Genomic DNA, 12019 nt, shown 5'->3' on the forward strand with positions numbered 1-12019 from the left:
CGCGCCCCTCAGCCCTCCGCCGCGGCGCCGATCTGCACCGCCGCGGAGGCCAGTCCGACGAAGAAGTCCACCAGCAGCACAATCGCCGGGCCGAGTTCGTCCTCCTTGAACAGGGTGACGAACCGGAAGGTCGGACCGATCGGCACGATGATCGCTCCGGCGATGTCCCAGCCGCTGGCGCTGCCCGGATGGGTGCCGTCCTCGACCGCGACGGCGATGCCGGCGGCGAGTTGTAGCACGCCGAAGATGGTGTCCATGATCGGCCCGCCGTCCGGGTCGAGCTCCATGTCGCCACCGCTGACGGCCGTGAACAGGATGTCCGAGGCCAACGGCAGCGCGCCAACCGCCCAGCCGATCAGCGCCGCCTCCTGTGCCGGGGTCAGCCCCTCGCCGTTGTTCTGCGCGTCCACCGCGGCCGGCGCGTCGACGCCGAATTGGAACGCCGAGATCATCACCCCGGCCCAGGACAGCAGCGTCGCGAGCGGGTCGCTGCCGGCGCGCGGCGCGGCAGCGGCCGGCTCAACGGCGGTCATGGTGTCGGTGCCGGCCTGCACGATGGTGCCGATGACCTGCGAGATGCCGGCGGCGATGCCGAGCGCCTCCAGCAGCTTCGGCGACGGCGTCGTCGGCGCTGCCGGCAGCGGCAGCGGCAGCGCAGCATCGTCCGACTGCTGCCAGGCGAGCGGCCAGCGCAGCGCGATGCCCTCGGCGTCGGCGCTGCTGAACGGGGCCTGGTCGTGGTTGAAGACCTTGTAGAGGATGGTCACCGGGATGGCGAGCACAAGGCAGAACAGGTCAAGCACCGACAACTGCTCGCCACTGATCAGGTGATACAGCCAGGACAGCACCGGGATGTGCAGCGGATGATTCAGCGTTGCCTGCAGCGCCTGGATGCCGCAGGCGGCGGCGCCGAGCACGGCCTTGGCGAGGTCGCCGGCGAGCCCGAGGCCGAGGTTGATGACATCCCTCAGCAGATCGACGATCAGATGCACGATGCCGAGCCCGAACAGGTTGCCGCCGCCCAGGTCCTGGTTAAACTGCCGGGCCAGCGTCGCGCCGGTGGTCGCAAACTGCGCCTTGGCGCTGCTGTCGAAGCTGGCCAGCACCGCGGCGAGGCTGCACGCCCCCGGCGAGGCGGCCGTGGTGCCGGCGGTCGCCGCGGCATGCGCCTTGGCCTTGTTCCAACCGTAGTTGCTGCGGGCGGCGTTGGCCCGATGGGCGCCCTGCAACTGTCCGGCGGCCAGCACGCCGCCGCCGTCGGCGCCCGACAGCAGCCGTGATGGCACGCCTGACGCGGCCGCACCGGCGAGTCCGGCCCTGAGCGCGCCGCTCGCGCTCGCCTGCCGGTTCGCGAAGTCGTTGAAGCTCTGGGTGCCGAAGAGCGATGAGAGCTGATCGAAGCGGCTGTCCACGCCCGCCTGGAGCGACGCGACGGCCTTGGCCACCGCCGTCTGCACGGTGGTGCAATCGACGCCGGCCAGGTTGTCGAGCGTGCGGTTGATGCAGGCCTTCAGGACCCCGTGCGTGTACAGGATATCGGTCCAGTTGAACAACTGCTTCAGCCAGTCGAGGGCGTGCTTGAGCGCGTCGTAGACCTTCGCGAGCCCCTGCTTGATGCGGTTCAGCACGACCTCGATGGCATCGCCGGCCTGCTTGACCGTGCGCACGACGAAGGCCACGCCGTTCAGGATCACGTGCAGCGCGTCCTCGGCGACGCTGACGGCGAAGTGCTCGATGGCCTGCCAGGCGTGCTTGAAGAAGTGCGCGACGTCGCCGAACAGATGGCCCAGGGAGAAGCCCGGCAGCCCGGCGGCCAGCGGGTCGCGGGCCTGAGCCGCGGCGAGCAGCGCCTGCCCCTCGACGGCGGTCAGCACGCGAAAGCGCGGGCCGCGCGGGTCGGTGAAGTCGAGGTGCCAGTGCTGGCTCGGCAGCCGACGCGGGTCGAGCCGGCCGTCGGCGGTCTGGTGTTTCGGGTCCAGCCAGGCGCCCATCGCGACCATCGCCTGCGTGGCGTGGCCGTCGGTCTCGAAGCCCGGCGCCATCAGCGGCGCGATGGTCAGGTGCGGATCGCCGGGCGGGTCGATCGCCTGCTGGAGGGCCTGGTCGGTGACCGGCCGGGTCGGGTCCTGGTTCTGCAGCCGCCCGGCGATCGAGGTCGGCGGCGTCAGCGGCTGAAGGCTACCGGCCGGCGTCTGCACCACGTCGCCCTGCACCCAGCAGGAGGCGCTGCCGTTGGGGTCGGCGAAGATGCAGCGCGGCGGCTTCAGGTCCACGCCCTGAATGCGCACGCTGACCGACCCGGTGGCATCGGCGATGAGCGCGAACGGCACGCCGGGCGTGAGCCGATGGGCGAGTTCGCCCTGCCCGGCGGGATCGGCCAGCAGCACCGTCGCCGCGTGGTCGCAGGTCAGCGTCAACGGTTGAGCGGCCAGCGGCAGGCCGCGGGCATCCACCGCAGTCACCTCCATGCAGTAGCTCGCAATGTTCTGCGGTGCCGTGGTGCTGGCCGGCGGCAGCGGCGCGGCGACCAGTTGCGTCACCCAGACCTGCTCGCTGGCGTCGGTCAGATCCAGCAGGTTCGGCGTGCGGGCGATGTGGAACACATCGCAGTCGCCGTCTACCGCATAGATCTCGGGGCCGAATCCGGTGCTCGGCGCCGCGCCGAGGGTGGCCAGCAGGTTACCGAGGGTGACCCAGCCGGCCGGCGAGGGGTCGGTCTGCGTAGGGGCGCTGAGGTACCAGAGCGGGCCGTCGGCGGCGATGCCGAACAGCACCAGGTTGCCGGCGCCGTCCTGCTGTACCGTCAGCTCGCTGATCGCGGCCGGCTGGCCGGCCCCGCCGGTGAGCGGCCGCGCCTGCGCCTGAACCGAACCGGTGCGGAACTGCGGGAAGTACCAGACCTGGCCGGTGTCGTCCTGCAGCAGCAGATCGGTCGCGGCCCATGCCGCCGGCAGTACGGGCCAGCGCGGGCCGCTGATGGTGCCAATGCCGGGCGCGAAGCACTGCGGCCCACTGCCGACCCAGTTCCACGCCGGGCCGCTGCCGGTGGCGGTCAACTGGGCGTCGCTGTACCAGATCTCGTCGGTGGTATTCCAGGCGACGCCAAAGCTGTTGGCGCTGTCGGCCGGCGGCCCAAGCCGGAAGCTGGTCGCACCGATGCCGAGCCCGCCGCCGAAGACATCGAAGCCAAAGCTCGCGACAAGGTCCCAGCAGCCGCTGCCCGCGTTCCAGCCGATGACGAAGAAGCTGCCCTGCTGCTCGGCGCTGACGCCGTAGACCCAGTTCGCGCCGGTGGCATCGGTGTAGACCTCGGTCTGCGCCGTGCCGGCCAGCGCGGCAGCGGCGGCCGACGAGATAGCGCCGCTGCCGAGCGTCGTCCAACTGGCGCGGTTGGGGTCCCATTGCGCCCAGGCCAGGGCGCGGATGCCCTGGGCGGCGGGGCCGCCGGCCAGCACGTTCAGCAGGCCGCCCTGATAGAAGGCGCGTACGCTCTCGATTGGCCCGCCTGCGCCGGGGGCATAGCTGGAATTGGACCAGCCGGAGTTGGAACCCGGATCGGCGCGGAAGAGCAACAACCCGCTGCCGCTGGTATCGAGCGTGACCAGGTCGCTCGCCGCGCCGGTGCCCTGCTCGGGGTGCGCCACGGCGAAACAGCCGGGCGTGAGCTGCGGGTAGACCGGCGGGCGATCCAGCAGCAGGTGGTCGTCGATCAGCGTCGCCTGGACACTCAAGGCGGAAATGGGCGTCGTCACACGGGCTTCCTCACGGCAGGGTGGAGTACGAGACCGTTGCGAGGCCGGCCTAAGTTTGGCCGCGCAGCAAAGAGATTCGACCGAACGTCTGTCCCAGGGCCAGGTCCGCGTCGGTCCGGTGGGTTGGGCGCTCCGCAAGGGGCGGCACTGTCCGATGACCCGATCTCCAGGAATTTACGTTGAGCCCTCGCAGCTTGGGAACGAGGAATTAGAAAAAGAGCCGGGCCAGTTCAGCCCCCGGGTCGGGCGCGCGCATAAAAGCCTCGCCCACCAGGAAGGCATGGACGCCGTGGCGGCGCATCAGGGCCACGTCCTCCGCCCCCAGGATGCCGCTCTCGGTGACCAGCAACCGGTCTGTCGGCACCGAGTCAAGGAGCCACAGGGTCGTCTCCAGGCTCACCTCGAAGGTCCGCAGGTTGCGATTATTGATGCCGATCAGGCGCCCAGGCACCGCCAGCGCCCGCGCCAGCTCGGCGGCGTCGTGGACCTCCACCAGCACATCCAGGCCGAGCCCCTGGGCCAGGGCGCTGAGATCGGCAAGGCGCGCATCGTCCAGACAGGCGGCGATCAGCAGGATGCAGTCGGCACCCAACACCCGCGCCTCATGCACCTGGTAGGGGTCGATGATGAAATCCTTGCGGATCACCGGCAGGGTGCAGGCGGCGCGCGCGGCCTCAAGATAGGCGTCGCAGCCCTGAAAAAAGTCCACGTCGGTCAAGACCGAGAGACAGGCCGCCCCGCCCCGCGCATAGCTCAAGGCCAGCTCGGCCGGGTGGAAGTCGGCCCGTAGCACGCCCTTGCTCGGGCTGGCGCGCTTGATCTCGGCGATCACCGCCGGTTGGCCGGCCTGGACCCGAGCGTCCAGCGCCGCCGCAAAGCCGCGGGGGGCGGACGCATCGGCCAGCCGGGCGGTCAACTCCGGGAGCGGCAGGCGCGCGGCGCGGGCCGCGACCTCCTCGACCTTGCGGTGACAGATCTTCTTCAGGATGTCGGGGGTGTCCGATGTGTGCATGATGCTCTCAGACCAGTTCACGCGTCAGTGCCACCAGGTGGTCGAAGCGCCGCTGCGCCTCGCCGCTCGCGATCGCCTCATCCGCGCACCGCATCCCATCCTCCAGGCTATCGGCGCGGCCAGCCGCATAGATGGCGGCACCGGCGTTGAGCTGGACGATGTCGCGCGCCGCGCCCGGCTGGTTGGCGAGCACGCCGCGCAACATGGCCAGACTGCCGGCGGGGTCCGAGACCCGGATGACATCGAGCCCGGCGCGGGTCAGGCCAAAGCGTTCCGGGCCGATCTGGTAGCGGCGGATCTCGCCGTGCTTGAGCTCGGCCACCTCGGTCTCGGCCCCGATGCTGATCTCGTCCAAACCGTCGCGGGCGTGGACCACCAGCACGTGGCGACTGCCCAGGCGCTGGAGCACCTCCGCCAGGGGTTGCAGCAGTGACTCGCTGAAGGCCCCAAGCAACTGATTGGGCACCCCGGCGGGGTTGGTCAGCGGACCCAGTACATTGAAGATCGTCCTGATCCCCAGTTCGCGCCGGGGGCCGCCCGTGTGCTTCATGGCGCTGTGGTGGCCGGGGGCGAACATGAACCCGACCCCCACCTCGCGCACGCAGCGCTCGACCTGCGCCGGGGTGAGTTCGAGCCGCACCCCCGCCGCCTCCAGCACGTCCGCCGCGCCCGACTTGCTCGACACCGAGCGGTTGCCGTGTTTGGCGACGTGACAGCCGGCCGCCGCGGCAACGAACATCGCGGTGGTCGACACATTGAAGGTCCCGCTGGCATCCCCGCCGGTGCCGACGATGTCCACCGGGTAGTCGAGCCCGCCGATGTCGACCCCCGCCGCCAGTTCACGCATGACCCCGGCCGCCGCGGCGATCTCCGCGACCGACTCGCCCTTCAGTCGCAGGGCCACCAGAAAGCCGGCAATCTGGGCCGCCGTCGCCCCGCCGGTCATGATGGTGCGCATGACCGCCGTCATCTGCTCCAGATTCAGGTCCTTGCCCTCCACGCAGGAGGTGATGGCTGCCTTGATATCCATGTGTCCTAGCGCCCCTCAATGAAATTCTTGAGCAGGTCGTGCCCGTGCTGCGTCAGGATCGACTCGGGGTGGAACTGGACCCCCTGAATCGCTAGTTCGCGATGACGCACGCCCATGATCTCCTCGACCGCGCCGTCCGCGGTCGCGGTCCAGGCGGTGACCTCCAGGCAGTCAGGGAGGCTGTCGCGCTCGATCACCAGCGAGTGATAGCGGGTCGCCGCGAAGGGGTTGGCGAGTCCGCTGAACACGCCTTGATCGGAGTGATGGATCGGCGAGGTCTTGCCGTGCATGACCTGGCGCGCCTTGACGATGTGCCCGCCGAAGGCCTGACCGATGGACTGATGCCCCAGGCAGACCCCCAGGATCGGCACCCGCCCGGCCATCTCCTGGATCAGCGCCACCGAGATCCCCGCTTCGTTGGGTGTACAGGGACCGGGTGAGATCACGATGCGCTCGGCGTTGAGTGCCGCGACCTCAGCGACGGTCAGCTCGTCGTTGCGCACCACCCGCACCTCCGCCCCCAACTCGCCCAGGTACTGGACCAGGTTGTAGGTGAAGGAGTCGTAGTTGTCGATCATCAGCAGCATTTAATGGCTATCCCACTGTGTTATATCGCATGACTTGAGAGGCGGCGAACTGGATACGCACCCGAGCGAGGCCACCCCAACGGCGTAGGAGCGGCCCCCTGGCCGCGACGGGCTGCCGCGAGGACCCTGGCCGCAATGACGATCAAGCCAGTGACCCAAACGAAAAACGACCTAGACCGCATGGATCTAAGCCGTTGTATTACCGAAACAGACGAGTGGATCGAATCGCCAACTAACTGACTGTAAATCCCCAGGGGAATGCATTCTACAACAATTGACCTGCCAGTATCGCCCCCAACAAGGCCGCGGCGCCCCACTATCAGCTGCGCATCGACTCCGCGCCGCGGTCCAGGGATCGGTGGGTGGATGTCTCCCGCGGCCGGTTAGGCACACCCTCGGCGACCGCCACCACGGCGTAAGCGGCGGCACCGCCCCCGGCCGCGCGGCTCCCGACATCCCGTAGCGCCTGCACTTGCCAGAAACATTCCTCGATCAGGCACGCGAATCAGCCAAGGCCTTGGCCGATTCGATCTCGAAGCCGAGCCCATCGCCCTCCACCCCGACCCGCACCGTGCCGCCGCCGACCAGCGACCCGAACAGCAGCTCGTTCGCCAAGGGCTTCTTGATGTGGTTCTGGATCACGCGGGCCATCGGTCGCGCACCCATCAGCGGGTCATAGCCCTTCTCGGCGATCCAACTGCGGGCCGCCGCATCGACACTCAGGAACACCTTCTTGTCCAGGAGTTGGTGTTCCAGCTCAAAGATGAACTTGTCGACCACGCTCTTGATGGTCTCGGGACCTAAGGGACTGAACTGCACCACCGCGTCGAGTCGGTTGCGGAACTCGGGTGTGAAATAACGCTTGAGTGCCTCCAGCCCGTCGGTGGAATGGTCCTGCTCGGCAAAGCCCATCGAGCGGCGCGCCGTCTCGTCCGCGCCGGCATTGGTGGTCATCACCAACACCACATTGCGGAAATCGGCCTTGCGTCCGTTGTTGTCCGTGAGGGTGCCGTGGTCCATGACCTGGAGCAGCAGGTTGAAGACGTCCGGGTGCGCCTTTTCGATCTCGTCCATCAACAAGACCGCGTGCGGATGCTTATTGATCTCCTCGGTGAGCAGCCCGCCCTGATCGAAACCGACATAGCCGGGGGGCGCGCCGATGAGCCGCGAGACCGTGTGGCGTTCCATGTATTCGGACATGTCGAAACGGATCAGCTCCATCCCCAGGATGCGGGCGAGCTGACGGGTCACCTCGGTCTTGCCCACCCCGGTGGGGCCGGTAAAGAGGAAGGACCCGATGGGTTTCTCCTCGTGCCCCAGCCCTGAGCGATTCATGCGGATGGCCGCGGTCAGGGCCTCAATGGCCGGCTCCTGGCCATAGACCACCATCTTGAGATCGCGGTCGAGGTTACGCAGCGACTCGGTGTCCGAGGCCGAGACCTTCTTCGGCGGGATGCGCGCCATCTTGGCAATGATCGACTCGACGTCAGCCACATCGATCCGCTTCTTGCGCTTGGCTGGGCTCATCAGTTGGACATTGGCCCCGGCCTCGTCGATCACGTCGATGGCCTTGTCGGGCAGGTGCCGGTCATTGATGTAGCGGTTGGAGAGTTCGGCGGCGGCCCGCAGTGCGGGATTGGTATACGTGACCTGATGATGCGATTCGAAGCGTGACTTGAGACCCTTCAGGATCTCGATAGTCTCCTCGACGCTCGGCTCCTCGACGTCGATCTTCTGGAAGCGCCGGGCCAGTGCCCGGTCCTTCTCGAAGATGCCGCGGTATTCCTGATAGGTGGTCGAGCCGATACAGCGCAGGTCGCCCGAGGCCAGCACCGGCTTGATCAGGTTGGAGGCGTCCATGACCCCGCCGGAGGCCGAGCCCGCACCGATAATGGTGTGGATCTCATCGATGAACAGGATGGCCCGCGGCAGGCGCTTGAGCTGGGCGAGCACGGACTTGAGACGCTTCTCGAAGTCACCGCGGTATTTGGTCCCCGCCACCAGGCCACCCAAATCGAGGGCATAGATCACCGCGTCGTTGAGGACCTCCGGGACATCTCCGTCGACGATCTTCTTGGCCAGCCCCTCCGCAATGGCGGTCTTGCCGACGCCGGCCTCGCCTACAAACAGTGGGTTGTTCTTGCGCCGGCGGCACAGGATCTGGATGGTCCGCTCCACCTCCGCCGCCCGGCCGATCAGCGGATCGATGCGCCCTTGGCGGGCCATCTCATTGAGATTGGAGGCGAAGCTCTCCAGTGGACTGGCCCCCTCGTGGTCGCCGCCACGCGCCTCGTCGGGCTCTGCGTGCCCCTCGTCCTCCGCGCTCTCACCCGGGACCTTGGAGATCCCGTGCGAAATATAGTTGACGACATCGAGACGGGAAATATCCTGCTGGCTTAACAGGTACACCGCCTGGGAGTCCTGCTCGCTGAACAGTGCGACCAAGACGTTGGCACCAGTGACCTCCTTCTTGCCGGCGGACTGCACATGAAAGACCGCGCGTTGCAAGACCCGCTGGAAGCCCAGGGTCGGCTGGGTTTCCCGGTCTTCGCTCACCGGGATGAGCGGCGTGGTCTCGTCAATGAAGGCCGTGATCTCGCGGCGCAGTCGCTCGGCATCGGCGCCGCAGGCGCGCAGGACCTTGGCCGCCGCCGGATTATCCAGGAGGGACAGAAGCATGTGCTCCACGGTCATGTACTCGTGGTGCTTCTCACGCGCCTCTTTAAACGCGCGGTTCAACGTGAACTCCAGCTCTTTACTCAGCATCGGACTCGTCCAAGCGGGGTTAAGGAAATCGATTCTATCTGCTTTGATGCACGCTGGGTATGGCGTAGGCGCCGCCGCCACCCGCGGGCCCCACCGGGGCCACTCCCGCTCCAACGGGCTGACTGCCTCACGCCTCTTCCATGGTACACATCAGCGGATGCTGATGACTGCGAGAGTAATCGTTGACTTGGATGACCTTGGTCTCGGCAATATCCCGAGTATAGACGCCGCACACACCCACCCCGCGCGTATGCACATGCAGCATCACCTGGGTGGCCTGCTCCCGGTTCATCGCGAAGAAGCCCTCCAGCACCTCCACCACGAACTCCATCGGGGTGTAATCGTCGTTCAAGAGTAGGACCTTGAACAGCGGCGGTCGCCGCAGCTTGGGCCGGGCCTCCTGGACCGCCAGCCCGGATTCACGCTCCTCATTCGGGTTCTGCTCGCTCATGGCTCCGGATTCTAAACAATTTTCGTCTTGGTGCGACGCCGATCATCGCCCTGTGGGGGTGCCAGCCCCCGCCGCGGCATCACCTGGCTACGCAAGCGTGACCAGACTGACGCCTGGGGAGCGCGACCCGGCGGTGCCTCACACTGAGCCTCCCGCCGGTTTGGGCTGGAAAATCAGTCCATTATACTATGAGGTATGGCGCCGCTGGCCGGAATCAAGGGATGGGGTCAGACGCGACGACAAAGACGCGAAAGCTCCCCTAAGCTCACGCGGTAACACCAAGCCCCGCGGCGCCCGGCACCAGGGCGCCGGCCACTACCGCCGGGGGAGGGCGCCGCCGCCCCTTACATGGCGGCAATCACCGCCGCGCCGAAACCCGAACAACTGAGCTTGGTCGCCCCGGGCATCAAGCGCTCCAGGTCATAGGTCACGGTCTTGGCCGCAATGGCCCCCTCCACACCCTTGATGATCAGGTCGGCGGCTTCGGTCCATCCCATGTGGCGCAACATCATTTCAGCCGAGAGCAGCAGCGAACTGGGATTCACCTGGTCCTTACCCGCATATTTGGGGGCGGTACCATGGGTCGCCTCGAACATGGCCACCGAGTCAGACAGGTTGGCCCCGGGCGCCATCCCGATGCCGCCGACCTGGGCGGCCAGCGCATCGGAGATATAGTCGCCGTTGAGGTTGAGGGTGGCAATCACGTCGTAGTCCTTGGGACGCAGCAGGATCTGCTGGAGGAAGGCGTCCGCGATCACGTCCTTGATCACGATGTCGCGACCGGTCTTCGTGTTCTTGAACCGGCACCAGGGCCCGCCGTCCATCTCCACTGCCCCGAACTCGGACTTCGCCAGGTCATAGCCCCACTGCTTGAAGGCCCCCTCGGTGAACTTCATGATGTTGCCCTTGTGTACCAAGGTGACCGAGGCGCGATCGTTATCGATGGCGTACTGGATCGCCTTGCGCACCAGGCGCTGCGTACCCTCGCGGGAGACCGGCTTGATACCGATCCCGGAGGTCTCAGGGAAGCGGATCTTGGTCACGCCCATCTCGCGCTGCAGGAACTCGATGACCTTTTTGACCTCCGGGGTCCCCTCCTGCCACTCGATGCCGGCATAGATGTCCTCCGAATTCTCACGGAAGATCACCATATCGGTATGCTCGGGCTCCTTCAATGGGCTCGGCGTCCCGGTGAAGTAACGCACCGGGCGCAGGCAGACATACAGGTCCAACTCTTGACGCATCGTCACGTTGAGCGAGCGGATGCCGCCACCCACTGGGGTGGTCAGCGGCCCCTTGATGGAGACGACGAACTCCTTGACCGCCCGCAGACTCTCCGCGGGCAACCACACATCCTCGCCGTAGACCTGTGTCGATTTTTCGCCGGCGTAGATCTCCATCCAGTGGATGCGACGCTGCCCCCCATACGCCTTGTCGACCGCGGCGTCAGTTACCTTCATCATCACTGGGGAAATGTCGATCCCGATCCCGTCGCCCTCGATGAAGGGGATGATCGGCTGGTCCGGCACGGCCAGTGACAGGTCCGCATTAACCTGGATCTTGGCTCCCTGTGCCGGGACTTTGATTTTCTCGTAGGCCATCTTTCGCTGCTCTCTGTGGTCGCCAGAAAACCCAATGCTAACACCGCAACGCGTCTCCCGTGCTGCCCGGCTAACGACCATGGCGCCCGCACCACCCCGTGGCGAGCGCCTCGGCCGTTCCCCACCCCGCCCTCCCACAATAGGGGAGGGAGAATTTTAGCGCGCTCCCGGCTCGACTTTCACAGTAACCGCTGGCTGGATTCACCGCGTACATAAAAATGGCGCAACGAATTTCCCCACGCAGAGAACATCTTTCACCGATCGCGGACTGGACCTAACCCTAATATGGCGATCAAGACCGTGCTCCGGGACCCCGTTTCTGTGAACTAGTTCACAGAATTGCGGCGGCCACCCGTCCAAGATCGACCAGGTATGGAGGTCACTTCCAGCGCGACTCAAGCCGATCCAAGAATCGGCGCAGACAAGCGTGGCACGCGTTAGCGATGCCGCGATGTCACAATCAGAGGTAGACGCACATGATCTGGACACTCTTCGCTCTCTTTGCGGCGGTGGTCATCGGTGGACCCCTGGGACTGATCTGGTGGAGCACCACCGGCCCCTCTGACTACTGGGACAAGACCTAGACACCGGCCGCCGGCAAACCGAACCCGGCGGCCATCGACCACCGCACGCCGCCCCAATGCGGCAGGCTTAAGAATCGCTCGGCCCGGCACGGCCAGCCCCCAGGGCGGAACCGTTCTAGCCAGGACTCTCTGTTGCAACCGGCGGTTGTCCGCAACACTGGACAACGCCAGGTGGCCCGGGTATAAAGCACGTCGGTCCCCTTACTGTCCGAGGCCCCGTGCGTGAACCTTCGTGA

At 66.6% G+C, this 12019-nt stretch carries 7 protein-coding genes; all 7 read right to left on the bottom strand.

Going from position 1 to position 12019, the window contains the following annotated elements; genetic code table 11:
* Positions 1-8: 8 nt before the first annotated feature.
* Positions 9-3752, bottom strand: a complete 3744-nt coding sequence (locus tag QZX93_RS05320) for a hypothetical protein (RefSeq protein WP_295389440.1) — start codon at positions 3750-3752, stop codon at positions 9-11.
* A 208-nt stretch (positions 3753-3960) separates the two neighbouring features.
* Positions 3961-4764 carry an indole-3-glycerol phosphate synthase TrpC gene (trpC, locus tag QZX93_RS05325; protein ID WP_295389441.1) on the bottom strand — a complete coding sequence of 268 codons (804 nt, stop codon included), beginning with the start codon at positions 4762-4764 and terminating at the stop codon, positions 3961-3963.
* A gap of 7 nt (positions 4765-4771) precedes the next feature.
* A complete protein-coding gene (trpD, locus tag QZX93_RS05330; protein ID WP_295389442.1) occupies positions 4772-5794 on the bottom strand; it encodes an anthranilate phosphoribosyltransferase in 1023 nt (340 codons plus the stop codon).
* Positions 5795-5799: 5 nt separating this feature from the next.
* Positions 5800-6381 carry an aminodeoxychorismate/anthranilate synthase component II gene (locus QZX93_RS05335; RefSeq protein ID WP_295389443.1) on the bottom strand — a complete coding sequence of 194 codons (582 nt, stop codon included), beginning with the start codon at positions 6379-6381 and terminating at the stop codon, positions 5800-5802.
* A gap of 492 nt (positions 6382-6873) precedes the next feature.
* Positions 6874-9147, bottom strand: coding sequence for an ATP-dependent Clp protease ATP-binding subunit ClpA (gene clpA / locus QZX93_RS05340; protein WP_295389444.1), 2274 nt, complete (start codon positions 9145-9147; stop codon positions 6874-6876).
* Positions 9148-9274: 127 nt separating this feature from the next.
* Positions 9275-9598, bottom strand: a complete 324-nt coding sequence (clpS, locus tag QZX93_RS05345; protein WP_295389445.1) for an ATP-dependent Clp protease adapter ClpS — start codon at positions 9596-9598, stop codon at positions 9275-9277.
* Between the two features lie 344 nt (positions 9599-9942).
* Positions 9943-11199 (bottom strand): NADP-dependent isocitrate dehydrogenase, encoded by a 1257-nt coding sequence (gene icd / locus QZX93_RS05350; RefSeq protein ID WP_295389446.1) that lies wholly within the window; start codon positions 11197-11199, stop codon positions 9943-9945.
* Between the last annotated feature and the right edge of the window lie 820 nt (positions 11200-12019).

Origin of the sequence: uncultured Thiodictyon sp. (genome assembly GCF_903946935.1) — a bacterium.
Classification (GTDB): Bacteria; Pseudomonadota; Gammaproteobacteria; order Chromatiales; family Chromatiaceae; genus Thiodictyon.

Coding starts and splice junctions, on each gene's coding strand:
- clpS (WP_295389445.1), bottom strand. CDS start 9,598: ATGAGCGAGCAGAACCCGAATGAGGAGCGTGAATCCGGGCTGGCGGTC.
- trpD (WP_295389442.1), bottom strand. CDS start 5,794: ATGGATATCAAGGCAGCCATCACCTCCTGCGTGGAGGGCAAGGACCTG.
- clpA (WP_295389444.1), bottom strand. CDS start 9,147: ATGCTGAGTAAAGAGCTGGAGTTCACGTTGAACCGCGCGTTTAAAGAG.
- icd (WP_295389446.1), bottom strand. CDS start 11,199: ATGGCCTACGAGAAAATCAAAGTCCCGGCACAGGGAGCCAAGATCCAG.
- trpC (WP_295389441.1), bottom strand. CDS start 4,764: ATGCACACATCGGACACCCCCGACATCCTGAAGAAGATCTGTCACCGC.
- QZX93_RS05335 (WP_295389443.1), bottom strand. CDS start 6,381: ATGCTGCTGATGATCGACAACTACGACTCCTTCACCTACAACCTGGTC.